This is a genomic window from Streptomyces himastatinicus ATCC 53653 (assembly GCF_000158915.1).
GTDB lineage: Bacteria > Actinomycetota > Actinomycetes > Streptomycetales > Streptomycetaceae > Streptomyces > Streptomyces himastatinicus.
Genome location: NZ_GG657754.1, coordinates 9,521,114 through 9,537,491 on the forward strand (window position 1 = coordinate 9,521,114; position 16,378 = coordinate 9,537,491).

The following is a 16,378-nucleotide window of genomic DNA, read 5'->3' on the forward strand; positions in this document are numbered from 1 at the left end:
TTCGGCGAGCGCCCCGGACATCGCGCGCTCGCCGGTCACCGGGCGCCCGGTGAGGCGGGCCGCCGCCGCGCCCGGGCCTTCGCCGGTTCCGGCCGGGTCCGGAGCGGCGGTCATGCGTCCACGCGCTCGCGCGCCCAGGCGAGCAGGCCGGGCGTCGCGGCTTCGATCATGTCCAGCACCGTGTCGAATCCCTTCGGGCCGCCGTAGTACGGATCGGGTACGTCCAGGTCGCCCGTCGCGTGCGGGTCGAAGGACCGCAGCATCCGGACCCGCGACGGGTCGTCGACCAGGCGGCGCAGCGCCCGCTCGTGGCCGCCGTCCATCGCCAGGAACAGGTCGGCGTCCAGATGCTCGGCGCCGACCTGGGCCGCGACGTGCTCGACCGGATAGCCGCGCCGGACCAGCACCTCACCGGCCCGTTCGTCGACGGCCTCGCCGACGTGCCAGGGCCCGATACCGGCACTGGTGACCCGTACCGCGCCGTCGAGCCCCGCGCGGCGCAGATGCTCGGCGAAGACCAGCGCGGCGGACGGTGAGCGGCAGATGTTCCCGCTACAGACAAAGCAGATGTGCACGGCCCCCAGCGTAGGGCCGTATCCCCCGGCGCCGGGGGACGGGGCGGGACGCGGGCCGCGTTCCCGCCGTGCGCCGGACGGTAGCCAGGCCTCGGCCGGTCCCGCCGCCACCGACGACATGCTGGCGAGCCAGCCCGTCGGCTACTGGACCGGCCTGGCCCACACCACCGTCACCCGGCATCTGCGCGACGCGATGGCCAGGATCGACGTCACCCAGCCGCAGTACTGGGTGCTCAACTGCGTGCACTCCTGGCCCGCCGCGCCGAGCCGCGAGGAGGTGGCGGCCCAACTGACACCTCTCGCGGACGGCCCGTACGAGATCCCCCGCGTCCTCGACCAGTTGCTGCACCGCGGCTGGCTCCACGCCGACGCCGGCGACCGCCTGCACCTCACCGACGCGGGTGAGGCCGCCCGCGTGACGCTGCGTGCCCTCGTCACCGAACTGCGCGCCGCCGTCCACGAGGGCGTCGGCGACGAGGAGTACGTGGCCGCCCTGAAGGTGCTGCGCACGATGGTCGCCAACGTCCAGCGCGCCGAAAGCCTCAGCTGAGCAGCGGCAGGGCCGGGAAGGTGTGGTCCTGCCAGAGGAGCCGGGAGACCTCCTCCGGGTAGGCGGTGATCTCGGGTTCCGCGTCGAAGACCTGGGTCAGGCGGCGGTCCGGGTCGTACGCGGGCCAGCCCGGGTCGCCCGTCGTCGCGAACCCGGTCCAGGCCGTGCGGAAGCGGGACGACAGGGCCTCGGCCTCCGGCGAGGGGCCGGAGCCGTCGAACAGCAGCAGGCCGAGGTCGGCGTCGAAGGTGCCGAACAGCAGCGGTATGTCCAGGCCGTGGCAGGCGCCCATGACGCCGCCGCCCGCCGGGGCGGGCCAGGTCAGCTCGTACACGTGCGCCCGGCCTCCCCCGGCCACCTGGGCCTCGGCCAGCCGCAGCGAGGGCATGTGGAACAGCCAGTCGGACTGGACCCGTTCGTGGAGTTCGGCGGGCGAGGCGTCGGGGAAGGCGGCGCGATAGGCCCGTTCCCCGTCCGGGCCCGGCGCGAACGCGCGCAGCGCGGCCGCCGCTTCCTCCTCGCCCGCCAGCCCGAGCTGCTCGCCGAGGGCGAGGAACAGCCGGTACTCGTCGCGGTTGTGCCCGGCGATCAGCTCCACGTCGCGGGCCGAGCCCGCCGCCAGCGCCTGCCACGGGGTGGTCGGCAGCACCTCGCCGTCCACGACCGGCGCGAAGGGGGTCAGGGTGTGCACGACCTGCCCCCAGCGCTCCTGGTACTGGCGCATCTTCGGGCCCAGCGCCTCGCCCGCGGAGGGCAGCCGGCGCGGATCCACCGTGGACAGATCGGCGGCCGTCGGCCGCAGACCCGCCTCGGCGGCGAGGGCGCCCGCGATGTCCCGGGCCAGCTCGCCGGAGAAGTACGTGCCCGGCACGCTCTGCGCGATGGCGCGCCGGAACAGCCCAGCCGCGCTCGGCATGGCCAGCAGCGAGGCGACCGACCCGGCTCCGGCCGACTCCCCGAAGACGGTGACCCGGCCGGGGTCGCCGCCGAACGCCGCGATGTTCTCCCGCACCCATTCCAGGGCCGCGACCTGGTCGAGCAGACCGCGGTTGGCGGGCGCCCCGTCGATCTGGGCGAAGCCCTCGATGCCGACCCGGTAGTTGAGGGTGACCACGACGACGTCGCCGTCACGGGCGATGCGCCGGGCGTCGTAGCCGGGGCTGCCGGAGTGGCCGAGCTTGTAGGCGCCGCCGTAGATCCACACCATCACGGGGCGGCGGGCGGCCGGGTCCGGCTCGGGCGTCCACACGTTGACCGTCAGCCAGTCGTCGCCCGTCGGCGCCTCCAGGACCCCGGCGCGGCTCATGAACCCCGACTCCTGCGGGGGCGGCGGCCCGAAGGCGTACGCGTCCCGCGTGCCCTCCCAGGCGCGCACGGGGCGCGGCGCCTGGAACCGCGCGTCGCCCACCGGCGGCTCGGCGAACGGGATGCCGCGGAACACGGCCAGACCGCCCTCCCGGCGGCCGCGCACCGCACCGGCGGCGGCACGCACCACGGGCTCGGCGGACCCGGTTGCCGACTCGCTGGACTCGGCTGTCGTCATCGATGACTCCTCACGGTTCCTGGTGAACACGTCTGGAGCCACGATGCCCGAGCCGCGCACGGATTCTCCCGGCGGGGGTGCGACGCACTTGGCGCGGCAGGCGGAAGAGGCGGATAGTGGAGGTGGAGCTCTCCCGAGAGATCGGAGGACGCCATGATTGTCCTCGGGATCATTCTCCTCATCATCGGTCTGCTGACCGGCATCTCCGTTCTGTGGACGATCGGCATCGTCCTGCTCGTCATCGGGGCGGTCCTGTGGGCCCTGGGCGCCGCAGGACACGCGGTCGCCGGACGCCGGCACTTCTACTAGAGACGCGGGCTCACCCCGTGCGGTACAGGGCGGTGATCAGCTCGATCACCGCCTGCCCCGCGGGATGCGGATCGTCCCGCCACCAGCCCAGCCGCACCGCGATCGGCTCGGCGTCGCGCACCGGCCGGTACACGATGCCGGGCCGCGGATACTGGTGCGCGGTCGACTCCGCCGTCATCCCCACGCAGCGGCCCGTGGAGATCAGATTGAGCCAGTCGTCGACGTCATGGGTCTCCTCGGTGTCCGGGCGGGAGCCGGGCGGCCACAGCTCGGGGGTGGTGGTGCCGGTCCGCCGGTCGACCAATAGCGTGCGGTCGCTGATGTCGGCGAGCCGGATGGAGCGGCGCCGGGCCAGGGCGTCGTCCGCCGCCATCGCGCACAGCCGCCGTTCCAGCCCCACGATGGCCGAGTCGAAGCGCTGGTCCTCCAGTGGCCTGCGCAGTACGGCCAGGTCGCAGGCCCCCTCCGCCAGACCGGCGGTGGTGGCGTTGACGCGGACGAGGTGGAGATCGGTCTCCGGATGGGCGGCGGCCCAGCGGCGCTGGAAGGCGGGGGTGTGACTGCCCAGCGCCGACCACGCGTAGCCGATCCGCAGCCGCGTATGACCCGACGTGGCCTCCCGCACCAGATGGTCCACCTCCCCGAGCACCCGCCGGGCCTGTGCCACCACCCGAAGCCCGGTGCCGGTCGGGGTCACCGTCCGGGAGGTACGCCGCAACAGGCGCACCCCGAGGGCGCGTTCGAGCGAGGCCAGCGTGCGGGACACGGCCGCCTGGGAGACCCCGAGCGCGATCGCGGCATCGGTGAAGGTTCCCTCGTCCACGATCGCGACGAGACAGCGCAACTGCCGTAGCTCCACATCCATAACCCAAGCGTATAGGTACGGCGTCCAACGCATTTTGCGCAACGGTCGCGCGTCCGCACGATCGGGGTATGGACGCAGCCCACGCCCCCGCTTCCGCTCCTGCCCCCGCCCAGCCGACCGCCACGTCACACCGCACCGGCCCTGACCTGCCGGACGCCCCGGGCCGGAAACCGTCCGGGCACTCGCTGGCGGCTGTGCTCACCATGGCCGGCAGCGGCCTGTCCAACCAGACCGGCGCCGCGATCGGCTCCCTCGCCTTTCCCGTGCTCGGAGCCTCCGGTGTCGTCGCGGTACGGCAGTACGTCGCGGCCATCGCCCTGCTGGCCGTCGGCCGCCCCCGCCTGCGGTCCTTCACCAAACAGCAGTGGTGGCCGGTGCTGCTGCTGGCCCTGGTCTTCGGCGCGATGAACCTGTCCCTGTACAGCGCCATCGACCGCATCGGACTCGGGCTCGCGGTGACCCTGGAGTTCCTCGGCCCGCTCACCATCGCGCTGTCCGCCTCCCACCGCCGTACGGACGCGTGCTGTGCGCTGGTCGCCCTGGCGGGCGTGGTCACCCTGATGCGTCCCCAGCCCTCCACCGACTACCTGGGCCTCGGCCTCGGGCTGCTGGCCGCCGCCTGCTGGGCGTCGTACATCCTGCTCAACCGCACCGTCGGCCGCCGCGTCCCCGGGGCGCAGGGGTCGGCGGCCGCCGCCGCGGTCTCCGCGGTGCTGTTCCTGCCCGTGGGGATCGCCATCGCCGTCCAGCACCCGCCGACCGCGGGGGCCGCCGGTTACGCCATCGCCGCCGGTGTCCTCTCCTCCGCCGTGCCCTACCTCGCCGACCTGTTCACGCTGCGCCGCGTACCCGCCCAGACCTTCGGGCTCTTCATGAGCGTCAACCCGGTCCTCGCCGCCGTCGTCGGATGGATCCTGCTCGGCCAGGGCCTGGGGTGGACCGAGTGGGCGAGCATCAGCGCCATCGTCGCGGCCAACGCGCTCAGCATCCTCACCTCCCGCGCGTGACCACTGCTGAACCTCGCCCGCGTAGCCGTTGCTGAAAGCGCCTCACTTGCCGGTTTTGCGGGGTGCCGCCTAGAGTTGCCGCGCCGTGGTGTTCGGGAAGCCGGTGTGAAGCCGGAGCGGCCCTCGCCACTGTGATCGGGGAGTTCTCGTCCCGTTCCGCGGCCGCAGGACCGGGCCGCGGAGCCACTGGCCGCCTCGCGCGGCCGGGAAGGCAGGGGCGGTCGCGTCGACCCGTCAGCCAGGAGACCGGCCGCGGCATCTCACGAAGTGATCCACGAGGTGCTGGAGCGTGACCGCATGACCCTGCCCACCGCATTCGCATGGCGGCGCGAGGACACCGTCCGGACCGCCGGGCTGCTGGCGGTGATCGTCGCCCTGCACGCCGTCGCCTTCGGTCTGCTCTTCCTGGTCGTCGTACCGCAGCACTACGAGGCGGGCGCCAAGACGTTCGGCGTCGGCCTCGGGATCACCGCGTACACCCTGGGCATGCGGCACGCCTTCGACGCCGACCACATCGCCGCCATCGACAACACCACCCGCAAGCTGATGGCCGACGGCAAGCGGCCGGTGTCGGTGGGTTTCTGGTTCGCGCTCGGCCACTCCAGCGTCGTGGTGCTGCTGGCCGCGCTGGTCGCCGGGGGTACGCAGCTGGCGGGCACCCTGGTGAACGAGGACTCCGGCACCCACCGGGTCCTCGGGATCATCGGCACCACCGTGTCCGGGACCTTCCTCTACCTCATCGCCGCGCTCAACCTGGTCGCCCTGCTGGGCATCCTGCGGGTGTTCCGGGCGATGCGCGCCGGTCAGTTCGACGAGTCGGAGCTGGAGGCGCACCTGGACTCGCGCGGCTTCATGAACCGCGTCCTGGGCCGCTTCACGAAGTCCATCACCCGGCCCGGCCAGATGTACCCGCTCGGCTTCCTCTTCGGGCTCGGCTTCGACACCGCCACCGAGGTCACGCTGATGGTGATGGCGGGGAGCGGCGCCGCCGCTGGACTGCCCTGGTACGCCATCCTGTGCCTGCCGCTGCTGTTCGCCGCCGGGATGAGCCTGTTCGACACCCTCGACGGCACCTTCATGAACTTCGCCTACCAGTGGGCGTTCTCCAACCCCGTGCGCAAGGTGTTCTACAACCTGGCCATCACCGGTCTGTCGATCGCGGTGGCCTTCCTCATCGGCACCATCGAGCTGGTCGGTGTCCTCCACGACAAGCTCGCCCTGCGGGACGCCGTCACCGGCTGGATCTCCGGGCTGAACCTGGACAACGTCGGGTTCGTCATCGTCGGCCTGTTCGTCGTGGTGTGGGCCGCGGCGCTGGCCTACTGGCGGATCGCCAAGGTCGAACAGCGCTGGGCCGTCCGCCCCGCCCCGGCCGCCGCGGACGCCGACGGCGGCTGACTCCGGGCCCGGGGCCGGGACGCCCGTCCGGGTGACTGTGCCGGGGCGCGCCCGGCATGGCGGCCGCGGAACGGGAACCCGCATGGTGGCGCCCGGACCGTCCGGCCGCGCCGCACCGGGAAGGCGGTAACGCTATGGGTCTGCCCCATGGCCACGCACACGGCACCGTGACGCAGCGGCTGATCGGCGACCACCTCGTGTCCGGCCGCATGGAGCCGGGGGAGGAGATCGCGCTGCGCGTGGACCAGACGCTCACCCAGGACGCCACCGGCACCCTGGTGATGCAGGAGCTGGAGGCGCTGGCGCTGGACCGGGTCCGTACGCAGGTCAGCGTCCAGTACGTCGACCACAACATCCTCCAGGCCGACGAGCGCAACGCCGAGGACCATCTCTTCCTGCGCTCGGCCGCCCGCCGCTTCGGCCTGTGGTTCTCCAAACCCGGCAACGGTGTCTCCCACCCGACGCATATGCAGCACTTCGGCGCCCCCGGCAGAACGCTCGCCGGATCCGACTCCCACACCTGCGCGGGCGGCTCCCTGGGCATGCTGGCGATCGGCACCGGCGGCCTGGAAGTCGCCCTCGCCATGGCCGGACGGCCGCTCCACCTCACCATGCCGAGGATCTGGGGCATCCGGTTGACCGGGGAACTGCCGCCGTGGGTCAGTGCCAAGGACGTGATCCTGGAGATGCTGCGCCGTCACGGGGTGCAGGGCGGCGTCCACCGCGTACTGGAGTACCACGGGCCCGGCCTGGCCTCCCTGACCGCCATGGACCGGCACGTCATCGCGAACATGGGAGCGGAACTCGGCGCCACCACCACCGTCTTCCCCTCCGACGGGGCGGTGCGCGAATTCCTGGCGGGGGTGGGGCGGGGCGAGGACTACGTGGAGATCGTCGCGGACGAGGACGTCCGTTACGACCTCGACGAGGAGATCGACCTGTCGTCCCTGGAGCCGCTGATCGCACGCCCCACCTCCCCGGGAAACGTCGTGCCGGTCCGGGAGGCCGCCGGGGAGCCCATCGGGCAAGCGGTCCTCGGCTCCTCCGCCAACCCCGGGTTCCGCGACTTCGCCGTACCGGCGGCCATGGTGGCGGGGCGGCAGACGGCGCCCGAGGTGAGCTTCGACATCAACCCGACCTCCCGCGAGATCCTCCAGGACCTGACGCGGTCCGGTGCCACGTTCGACCTCATTGCCGCCGGTGGCCGCATCCACCAGTCGGGCTGTCTGGGCTGCATCGGCATGGGCCAGGCCCCGGCGGCGGGGCGCAATTCGCTGCGTACGTTCCCGCGCAACTTCCCCGGCCGCTCCGGCACCGAGGACGACGCGGTGTGGCTGTGCTCACCGGAGACCGCCACGGCCTCCGCGCTGACCGGCGTCATCACGGATCCGCGCGACTGGGCCGACCGCCTGTCGGCGTCCCCGCCCGCACCGGCCGCCCCCGCACCGGCGTCGGTCAACGACGCCATGCTGGAGCCGCCGCTGCCGCCGGACGAGGCCCGCCGCGTCCAGCTGCGCCGCGGCCCCAACATCTCCGCGCTGCCCGATCTCGATCCGCTGCCCGACACCCTGGAAGGCCCGGTGCTCCTCAAGGCCGGTGACGACGTCTCGACCGACGAGATCTCCCCGGCCGGGGCGAAGGCCCTGCCCTACCGGTCCAACATCCCGAAGCTGGCCGAGTTCACCCTGACCCGGCTGGACCCCGACTACCCCCGGCGTGCCGCGTCGGTCCGGGACGACACCGGACACCTCATCGTCGCCGGGGAGAACTACGGCCAGGGCTCGTCCCGTGAACACGCCGCCATCACCCCGCGGTACCTCGGACTACGGGCGGTCATCGCCAAGTCGTACGCCCGCATCCACTGGCAGAACCTCGCCAACTTCGGCGTCCTCGCCCTCGAATTCGACGACCCCGGCGACTACGAGCGCATCGGGACCGACGACCGGCTGCGGCTGCCCGGTCTGCACGCGGCCCTCGCCCGGACGGACGATCCGACGCTCCGGGTGCGCAACGTCACCCGGGACGAGGAATACCTGCTGCGCCACCGGCTCTCCCCGCGGCAGTGCGAGGCGATCCTCGCGGGCGGCATCATCCCGGCCCTGGCCCGCTGACCGGTCGTCACTGATCGGGCCCGGCGTGCATGCATACGGGTCGGGGCGGTGGGTACTCGCCGCCCACGCTGTCCGCGAGTCCCCCGGGGGAACGGGATGGCCAGGCTCTTCCGGTCCAGAATGCGGGCCGGTGGAGCCGCCCTCTCAGCCGTACGGCGGTCAGTCGATGCCGCCGCTCTCACACACCTGCCGGGCGATGTCCCGCAGCTTGATGTTGCGTTCCTGGGACACCCGCCGCAGCACGCTGAAGGCGTCGTCCTCGCTGATCTTGAGGCGCTCCATGAGGATGCCCATGGCCTCGCCGATGGTGTGCCGGGTGGAGAGCGCCTGCTGGAGCTGGTCGGCGGTGCGGGCGCTGGAGAACGCGACCGCGGCGTGCGAGGCCAGCAGCCATCCCGCCGTCTCACTGCCCTTGGTGAAGACGCCCGCGCTCCGCGAATAGAGATTCAGCGAACCGAGTTCCTCTTCCCTCGTATAGAGCAGGAACCCCATCATGCTCCCGACGCCCATTTCGCGGGCCCGGCTCCCGAACTCGGGCCACCGCTCCTGCGGCTCGGAGAAGTCCTTGATCCGGTAGACGGGCTCGCTGCGGAGCGCGGCGTCGAAACACGGGCCCTCACCGGTCCGCTCCTGCAACTGGTCGGAGCGGACCACCAGCCCGTCGGTCGGGGCCAGGGTTTCCACCCGCTTTCCATGGAGGACCAGGATTCCGGCCGCGTCGCACCCCTCGACGATCTCCACGGCGCATTCGGTGATCCGCTCCAGCGTCCCGTCCACCGAGTCCTGCGCCAGCAGGTCCCGCGCCATCACGGCCAGCTGCTCCGCGAAGCTCTCCCAGTCCATGCACACCGTCTCTCTTCGACGTCATCCGCCCGCAGGGCCATCATGGGCCCTGGAGGGAGCGGCGGACCACGTAGGGCAGAATCCCGCCGTGGCGCAGGTAGGCGAGTTCCTGCCGGGAGTGGATGCGCAGCCGCAGTTCCGCCGTGGTGTGGTGATCGTCACCTCCGTGGAGGTGCATGATCACCCGGTTGGTCCCGACGCGCAGCTCGCCGAGTCCTTCGAAGGACAGGTCCTCTTCTCCGGTGAGCGCGTGGGCCGAGGCGCTGTCGCCCTCGGTGAACTCCAGCGGCAGGACGCCCATGCCGATCAGGTTGCTGCGGTGGATGCGCTCGTACGACTCGGCGACGACCGCGCGCACCCCCAGCAGGGCCTGGGCCTTGGCCGCCCAGTCGCGGCTGGAACCGGCACCGTAGTTGCGGCCCGCGACGACCACCAGGTCGTAGCCCGCGTCGCGGTAGGTGGGCGCGGCCTCGTACACCGGCAGGACGCGGGTGCGGTCGGCCGTGTACGTGTGCGCGCCCGCACCGGTCCGGGTGCCGGGCAGCAGGTTGGTCACCGCCGGGTTGGTGAAGGCGCCGCGCAGCATGACCTCGTGGTTGCTGCGGCGGGTGGAGTACTGGTTGAGGTCGCGGCGGGCCACCCGGCGTTCGGCCAGCCAGTGGCCCGCCGCGCTGTCGGCGGGGATCCGGCCCGCGGGGGAGATGTGGTCGGTGGTGACGTCGTCGCCGAGGTGCAGCAGCACCTTCGCCCGGCCCAGGGTGATGAGGTCCGGGGCGGTGGCCGCCAGACCGGTCAGATGCGGCGGGCGGCGGACGTACGTCGACTCGGGGCTCCAGGGGAAGCGGGTGCTGCCCGGCGCCTCGACGCCCCGCCAGGCGTCGGTGCCGTGGTGGAGGCGGGCGGCGTTCTCCCGGAACAGCTCGGGGCGGACGTGTTCGGCGATGCGGGCGCTCACCTCCTCGTCGGTGGGCCAGAGGTCGTCGAGGCGCACGGGACGGCCGTCGGGGGTGGTGCCGAGCGGGTCGCGGTCGAAGTCGTGGAGGATCGAGCCCGCCAGGGCGTAGGCGACGACCAGGGGCGGGGAGGCCAGATAGGACAGGGGGGTGCGGGGATTGACCCGGCCCGCGAAGTTGCGGTTGCCGGACAGGACGGCGACGGGCTCGATCGCGTCCTGTTCGGCGAGGTGTTCCATCGCCGGGTGCAGCGGTCCGGAGTTGCCGATGCAGGTCATGCAGCCGAAGCCGACGATGTGGAAGCCGGTCTTCTCCAGGGCGGGCAGCAGCCCGGCCGACCGCAGATACTCCTCGACGACCCGCGAACCGGGGGAGAGGGACGTCTTCACCCAGGGCTTGGCGGTCAGCCCGGCCTCGGCGGCCCGCTCGGCGAGCAGCCCCGCCTGCACCATGAGCGCCGGGTTGGCGGTGTTGGTACAGCTGGTGATCGACGCGATGGCCACCGGGCCCTCGGGCAGCGGTTCGCCGAAGGCGTCCCCGGTCTCCGTGGCCGGGGCCGTCTCCACCGCCGTGGCCTTCGCCGCCGTGCGGTACGACGCGGGCACCCGTGACAGCGACAGCCGCTGGTGGGGGAGGTTCGGCCCGGCCATGCTGGGCTCCACCGTGCCGAGGTCGAGGTCGATGACATCGTCGTAGCGGGGTTCGGGCCGGTCCTCGGTGCGTTTGAGGCCCTGGGCCGTCAGATAGGCGTCGACCAGCCGGACATGGGCCTCGTCCCGCCCGCTGAGCCGCAGATACGCGGCGGTTTCGTCGTCGTACGGAAAGAACACGCAGGTGGCTCCGTACTCGGGGGCCATGTTGGCGACCGCGGCGCGTTCCGCCCAGCCCAGCGTCGTGACGCCGGTGCCGCAGAATTCCACGAACGCGTCCACCACACCCCGGGCGCGCAGGCGCTCGGTCAGGGTGAGGGCGAGGTCGGTGGCGCCGACGCCGGGCCGCAGCCGGCCGGTCAGCCGGACGCCCACCACCGTCGGGTACGGGATGGTGACCGGCTCGCCCAGCATGGCCGCCTGACCCTCCAGACCGCCGACACCCCAGCCGACGACGCCCAGGGCGTTGATCATCGGGGTGTGGCTGTCGGTCGCGACGAGCACGTCCGGGTACAGCCACGGCGGGCCGTCGTCGTCGGCCTCCTGCTGCCAGACGACCCGGGCCAGGGCCTCCATGTTGACCTGGTGGATGATTCCGGTGCCGGGCGGAACGACCCGGAAGTTGCGCACGCTGTGCTCGGCCCATTTGACGAACTCGTAGCGTTCCCGGTTGCGGCGGAAGTCGATCAGCAGATTGCGCTCGACGGCGTCCGCGTGGCCGTACTCCTCGACGATGACGGAGTGGTCCACGGTGAGGTCGACCGGGATGGCGGGCTGGAGCAGCTCGGGCCGGCCGCCCAGTTCCGCGAGGCTGTCCCGCATGGCCGCGAAGTCGGCCAGCGCCGGCAGACATGTGGTGTCGTGCAGCATGATCCGGTTCGGGTTCACCGGCACCTCGCAGGTCCCGCCGCCCGCCCGGGCCCGGCCCGCCACCTCCGCCAGGGCGCCGGGGGCGCGCCGGGCGACGTTCTCCAGCAGGACGCGCACCGCGTAGGGGAGGGTGTCCAGCTCCGTGCGCGGCAGGACGCGGTCCAGGGGCTGGTAGCGGTACGAGTGGCCGTCCACGGTGAGCACGGCGGTGCGGTCAGCGTTCATGGTCCCTGCTGTCGTAGGCGGAGCGACACCGGCGCGGTGGCATCGGGCGGTGGCAATCGGAACGTCAAGGAACTCAAAACCTGGCTTCGTTCCCTTGACGCGGCGGAATGCTCGCTCAATATTGTCTCAAGCCGCTCATTGATACAACCGCTCGACACCGCTCGACCGCGAACATCGGCTTCGCCGCCCTGGAGATGAACAAGGAACTCGGCCTCAGCAGCCAGGCGTTCGGCCTGGCCGCCGGGCTGTTCTTCTGGGGCTACTTCCTCTTCGAGGTGCCCAGCAACCTCGCCCTCGCCCTCCCCCAAGCTCTCGGCTTCGCTCGAGCAGGGGGTGCCCCCCCTGGCGCCCGCCGCTGGATCGCCCGCATGCGCTTCCTGCTCGGCGTGGCCGAAGCCGGATTCTTCCCCGGCATCGTGGTCTATCTGACCTACTGGTTCCGCAGGAAGCCGAGCGTCCGGCCGACGCCAAATGGCTGACCGAGCGGCAGCGGCAGTGGCTGACCGCCGAACTCGACAAGGAACAGCAGGGCAACGCCCAGGCGAAAAAGCTCAGCACGCTCGGCGCCGCGCCCTATGTGCTCGCCGCCGTCGGCATGGTGTGGTGGTCGCGGCGCTCGGACCGCCTGGCGGAGCGCAAACTCCACTCCGCGATCCCGCTGGCACTGGCCGCCGTCGCCCTGTGCGCCGCGGGCTTCGTGCACTCGCCGGTGCTGGGCATGTGTCTGATCGCCCTCTCGCTGACCGGCATGTACAGCTTCAAGTCGCCCTTCTGGGCGCTCCCCACGCTGTTCCTCACCCGCTCCACCGCGGCCGTGGCGGTCGCCGTGGTCAACTCCATCGGCAACCTCGGTGGCTTCTTCGGTCCTTACGCCATCGGCTGGGCCAAGGACTCCACCGGGAGCGCCACCGGCGGGCTGATGTTCCTCGGTGGCCTCACCGCCGTGGCCTGCGTCCGCACCTTCGCCGTCCGCGTCAGCTCCAGGCCACCGGCCGAGCCGCGGGTGTCCGACGAGGCGCCCCGGCCCACGCTGCGCGCCTGAGGGACACCCCCTAAGCCTCCGGGCCGAGCCCGGTCTTGAGGGACCGGACCTTGTTCAGATGGTCCTGGAGGAAGGCCGACGCCTCCTCGATGCCGCCGCCTTCCACCAGGTCCAGCAGGTGCAGATGCTCGCGGGCCTGGTGGGTCAGCCGGGAGCGGTCGACCTGGTGGCGGTACTCGATCAGACGGCGCAGCCGGTTCTGGCGGCGTACGGCGTCCAGCAGGAACTGGTTCCCCGAGCAGCCCACCAGCATCTCGTGGAACGAGGCGTTGACCTGGAACAGTTCGGCCCGGGGCAGCAGCAGGATGTCACCGCGCAGCAGCGCCTCCTGCTGCCGCCGGTGGCGCCCGAACGCCTCGGTGTCCACGGCGAAGCCGGGCTCCAGCAGCGCCGCGGGCTCGATGATCATCCGAAAGCGGTAACTCTGGTCGTGCGCCTCGACGGTGGTGAGCACGTGCTGGAACTCCCAGCCACGGCCACCGGCCCGGCGGCGCACCAGGTCCTCGCCGTCCATCCGGGCCAGCACCCGGTCGGCCTGGCGCGGCGTCAGACGGTAGCGGCGGCTGATGTCGGCGGCGGTGAACGAGCCGGTGAAACGGCCGCCGACGTAGTCGTCGGCGATCTGGAAGTACGCGTCCTGCTCGACGTCCGTGTCCTCGGACAGATCGGGCCGGGTCAGGGTGTCCGCGCCGCGGGCGAGGAAGAAACCGCGGTTCGGGACCCGGTTGAGGATGCCGACCTCGGTGAGGAAGACCATGGCCTTGCGGACGGGGGTGCGCGAGACCTCCAGCGCGTCCGCCGCCCACTGCTCGGTGACGTGGGCGCCTTCCGCGAGACCGCTGTGGCGGATCAGGTCCACCAAGCGGGTGGCGATCGAGGTGGTCAGATTCGGCCGCGACATCAGCCCCTGCGCTCTTCGTGTGGTGGACGAGGACACTTCATCCTAGGAGTTCCGCGGCGGGGGTCCCGGACGGATCGCTCGGCGGCCGCGAGAACACGATGCACACGGGCGATCCCGTGGCCAGCGCCCCACCCGACGGACGGAGCGCCCCGCTGTCCGCGTCCACGTCGAACGTGGTGATGGTGTGGCTGCGCTCGTTGGCGGCGAAGAGCCGCCGGCCGTCCGGACCGAAGCAGAAGAACCGCGGGCGGATGCCCCCGGTGGACTGCCACTCCACGGGCCGCAGCGTTCCGTCCGCCGCCGAGACGGCGAAGGCGCCGATGGTGTCGGGCTCCGGGCCCCCAGGGGTGCTGTCCCCGGCGCCGCCACGGTTGGAGGCGTAGACGAACCGCCCGTCGGGCTGACCGCGATCTCACCGCCACGGCTGTCCCCGACTGCCGAAGGCGGCGTACTGGGCAGGGTCTGTACGCCCTCCAGCGCACCCCGGACGGCGTCCCACCGATAGGTGACAGCTTCCCGGGCGTGGCGTCCAGGGCCAGGGTGAAGACGCGGTCCAGCCCCTTGCCCGGCACGGCGAGGAAACGCCCGTCCGGGGCGAAGGGCACATGGTGCGGCTTGGCGCCGGTCTGCTCCGCCCGGTGCGGGCCCGGCTCGCCGGGCAGGAGCAGCAGGTCCGTGACCGGCCCGAGGCGGCCGTCCTCCCGTAGCGGCAGGCTCGCCACGCTGCCCGAGGAGTGGTTGGCGACCACCAGGAACCGGTTCGAGGGGTCCACCGCGAGGTGCGCCGGATTGCGGCCGCCCGTCTCCTGGCTGCCCAGGTCGCCGAGCCGTCCGGTACCGGGCTCGATGCGGAAGGCGCTGACGTGACTGAGGTCGCCGTGCACCGCGTACAGATACCGCCGGGTGTGGTCGACGGCCAGGAACGTCGGGTTGTCCAGCTCGACGGTCTGGAGCAGCGTCCAGCGGTCCGCGTCGGGGGCGCCGGGGCCGATGTCGTAGACCTCGATGCCCTTGCCCTGCCCGTTGCGCGCGGGCGTCGTCCGCGACCCCACGTAGGCGACGGTGTTCTCACTGATGTTCACCCTGACAGATTGTATCAATCTGTGCTTTGATGCAATGGTGAGAACCGTAGCCACGGCAACCGCCGATCTCGCTGCTGCACGAACTCCTGCGCACCCCCGGTGAGGGTGCCGTCGTGGTGGTCGACGGCGGCGCCTCGCTGGGCACCGCCCTCGTCGGGGACATCATGGCCAACCGGGCGGAGGCGAACGGGTGGGCGGGCCTCGTCCTGCACGGAGCCATCCGCGACAGCGTGGCCCTCGCGGAGGTGCGGGTCGGTGTCCAGGCCCTCGGCACCATCCCGCGCAAGAGCGGGAAGGCCGGGCGCGGCGCGGTCGACGTGGCCGTGTCCTTCGGCGGCGTCACCTTCACCCCCGGCGACATCCTCCACGCCGATCAGGACGGAGTCGTGCTCCTGCCGACCGGCTGATGGCGTTTTCGCCACCGCGCGCTCCGGCGTGCGTGCGACACTCGCCGGGTGAGCTGGTCACCGGACCACGAGGCGCTGCGCGGGCGGGTCGCCGTCGTCGCGGGGGCGACGCGTGGCGCGGGCCGCGGCATCGCCACCGCGCTGGGCGAGGCCGGTGCCACCGTCATCTGTACGGGGCGCAGCAGCGTCACGGGCTCGGGCGGATCGGACTACGACCGGCCCGAGACCATCGAGGAGACGGCCGAACTCGTCACCCGGCTCGGCGGCACCGGCATCGCCGTACAGACCGACCACCTCGACCCCGAGCAGGTCCGGCGCCTGGCGCGGCGCGTCCGCCACGACCACGGCGGCATCGACGTGCTGGTCAACGACATCTGGGGTGCCGAACGGCTCAAGGGCGGGCCCGCGGACTGGAACACCCCCGTCTGGGAGCACGATCTCGACGCCGGTCTGCGCATCCTCCGGCTCGGTCTCGACACCCACCTGATCACCTCGCACCATCTGCTGCCGCTCCTGATCGGGAAGCCGGGCGGACTGCTCGTCGAGATGACCGACGGCACCGCCGCGTACAACGCGGAGCGCTACCGGATCTCGGTCTTCTACGACCTGGTCAAGACCGCGGTCAACCGGCTGGCCTTCTCCCAGGGCCATGAGCTGGCGCCCCACGGGGCGACGGCCGTCGCCCTCACACCCGGCTGGCTGCGCTCGGAAATGATGCTCGACGCCTACGGGGTCCGCGAGGAGAACTGGCGTGACGCGCTGCTCCCGGACCGGGCCGAGGGCCTCCCGACCGCTCCCCGGTCCTTCGCCTCCTCCGAGTCGCCGCGCTATGTCGGCCGTGCCGTCGCCGCGCTGGCCGCCGACCCCGGCCGGGCCCGATGGAACCAGCGGTCCGTCAGCTCCGCCCGGCTCGCCGGGGAGTACGGATTCACCGACATCGACGGGTCCCGGCCCGACGTCTGGAGCGCGGGCTGACCCGCTCCCCGCGTCGACACCCCTCTATTGATATCTCCCACGTCTCAATACCCTGTGACCAGGTATTTGTGG

At 72.2% G+C, this 16,378-nt stretch carries 15 protein-coding genes, 2 pseudogenes and 1 riboswitch; of the genes and pseudogenes, 9 read left to right on the forward strand and 8 right to left on the reverse strand.

What is annotated here, in order from left to right; translation table 11 throughout:
- Positions 1-110: 110 nt before the first annotated feature.
- Positions 111-575, reverse strand: a complete 465-nt coding sequence (locus tag SSOG_RS40245; RefSeq protein ID WP_009720068.1) for a low molecular weight protein-tyrosine-phosphatase — start codon at positions 573-575, stop codon at positions 111-113.
- A 118-nt stretch (positions 576-693) separates the two neighbouring features.
- Here SSOG_RS40245 and SSOG_RS40250 point away from each other — a divergent pair, with 118 nt between their 5' ends.
- Entirely contained in the window at positions 694-1,125 is a 432-nt protein-coding gene (locus SSOG_RS40250) for a MarR family winged helix-turn-helix transcriptional regulator (RefSeq protein WP_106516539.1), read from the forward strand.
- On the opposite strand, the gene SSOG_RS40255 is transcribed toward SSOG_RS40250, so the two are convergent.
- Complete coding sequence (locus tag SSOG_RS40255; RefSeq protein ID WP_039939866.1) at positions 1,118-2,668, reverse strand: carboxylesterase/lipase family protein; 1,551 nt, start codon at positions 2,666-2,668, stop codon at positions 1,118-1,120. The genes SSOG_RS40250 and SSOG_RS40255 overlap by 8 nt on opposite strands.
- A gap of 153 nt (positions 2,669-2,821) precedes the next feature.
- Here SSOG_RS40255 and SSOG_RS54385 point away from each other — a divergent pair, with 153 nt between their 5' ends.
- Entirely contained in the window at positions 2,822-2,977 is a 156-nt protein-coding gene (locus tag SSOG_RS54385) for a DUF6131 family protein (protein ID WP_086015830.1), read from the forward strand.
- Positions 2,978-2,987: 10 nt separating this feature from the next.
- Here the strand turns inward: SSOG_RS54385 and SSOG_RS40260 are convergent, their stop codons facing one another.
- Positions 2,988-3,842 carry a LysR family transcriptional regulator gene (locus SSOG_RS40260; protein ID WP_039939867.1) on the reverse strand — a complete coding sequence of 285 codons (855 nt, stop codon included), beginning with the start codon at positions 3,840-3,842 and terminating at the stop codon, positions 2,988-2,990.
- A gap of 68 nt (positions 3,843-3,910) precedes the next feature.
- Here SSOG_RS40260 and SSOG_RS40265 point away from each other — a divergent pair, with 68 nt between their 5' ends.
- The 3 genes from SSOG_RS40265 to SSOG_RS40275 all read left to right on the forward strand — a co-directional run bounded on the left by SSOG_RS40265 (position 3,911) and on the right by SSOG_RS40275 (position 8,358).
- Positions 3,911-4,849: an EamA family transporter gene (locus SSOG_RS40265; RefSeq protein ID WP_009720071.1), complete on the forward strand. Its 939-nt coding sequence runs from the start codon at positions 3,911-3,913 to the stop codon at positions 4,847-4,849.
- A gap of 69 nt (positions 4,850-4,918) precedes the next feature.
- A riboswitch (cobalamin riboswitch) is annotated at positions 4,919-5,118 on the forward strand.
- 28 nt (positions 5,119-5,146) lie between these two features.
- Positions 5,147-6,247 carry a Nickel transporter NicT gene (gene nicT, locus SSOG_RS40270; RefSeq protein WP_208867426.1) on the forward strand — a complete coding sequence of 367 codons (1,101 nt, stop codon included), beginning with the start codon at positions 5,147-5,149 and terminating at the stop codon, positions 6,245-6,247.
- A gap of 134 nt (positions 6,248-6,381) precedes the next feature.
- On the forward strand, positions 6,382-8,358 hold the full coding sequence (locus SSOG_RS40275; RefSeq protein WP_039939870.1) for an aconitate hydratase: 1,977 nt from the start codon (positions 6,382-6,384) through the stop codon (positions 8,356-8,358).
- Between the two features lie 159 nt (positions 8,359-8,517).
- Here SSOG_RS40275 and SSOG_RS40280 read toward each other — a convergent pair whose 3' ends face one another.
- On the reverse strand, positions 8,518-9,201 hold the full coding sequence (locus SSOG_RS40280; protein ID WP_039939871.1) for a GAF and ANTAR domain-containing protein: 684 nt from the start codon (positions 9,199-9,201) through the stop codon (positions 8,518-8,520).
- Positions 9,202-9,241: 40 nt separating this feature from the next.
- Entirely contained in the window at positions 9,242-11,899 is a 2,658-nt protein-coding gene (gene acnA / locus SSOG_RS40285) for an aconitate hydratase AcnA (RefSeq protein ID WP_039939875.1), read from the reverse strand.
- A gap of 107 nt (positions 11,900-12,006) precedes the next feature.
- Between acnA and SSOG_RS55190 the strand changes: the two genes are divergently transcribed.
- Complete coding sequence (locus tag SSOG_RS55190; protein WP_215490554.1) at positions 12,007-12,378, forward strand: MFS transporter; 372 nt, start codon at positions 12,007-12,009, stop codon at positions 12,376-12,378.
- 20 nt (positions 12,379-12,398) lie between these two features.
- Positions 12,399-12,941: an MFS transporter gene (locus tag SSOG_RS55195; protein ID WP_281048213.1), complete on the forward strand. Its 543-nt coding sequence runs from the start codon at positions 12,399-12,401 to the stop codon at positions 12,939-12,941.
- 10 nt (positions 12,942-12,951) lie between these two features.
- Here the strand turns inward: SSOG_RS55195 and SSOG_RS40295 are convergent, their stop codons facing one another.
- The 3 genes and pseudogenes from SSOG_RS40295 to SSOG_RS56895 form a co-directional block, all read right to left on the reverse strand.
- Positions 12,952-13,842, reverse strand: a complete 891-nt coding sequence (locus tag SSOG_RS40295; RefSeq protein WP_050800130.1) for a GntR family transcriptional regulator — start codon at positions 13,840-13,842, stop codon at positions 12,952-12,954.
- Positions 13,843-13,879: 37 nt separating this feature from the next.
- Positions 13,880-14,185, reverse strand: a pseudogene (locus tag SSOG_RS56890) (lactonase family protein); the annotation flags it as partial.
- Between the two features lie 220 nt (positions 14,186-14,405).
- Positions 14,406-14,978: pseudogene (locus SSOG_RS56895) on the reverse strand (lactonase family protein); the annotation flags it as partial.
- 59 nt (positions 14,979-15,037) lie between these two features.
- Between SSOG_RS56895 and SSOG_RS40305 the strand changes: the two are divergent.
- Both SSOG_RS40305 and SSOG_RS40310 read left to right on the forward strand, forming a co-directional pair.
- Positions 15,038-15,331, forward strand: coding sequence for an RraA family protein (locus SSOG_RS40305; RefSeq protein WP_009720079.1), 294 nt, complete (start codon positions 15,038-15,040; stop codon positions 15,329-15,331).
- A 48-nt stretch (positions 15,332-15,379) separates the two neighbouring features.
- Positions 15,380-16,306, forward strand: coding sequence for an SDR family oxidoreductase (locus SSOG_RS40310; RefSeq protein WP_009720080.1), 927 nt, complete (start codon positions 15,380-15,382; stop codon positions 16,304-16,306).
- Positions 16,307-16,378: the final 72 nt, after the last annotated feature.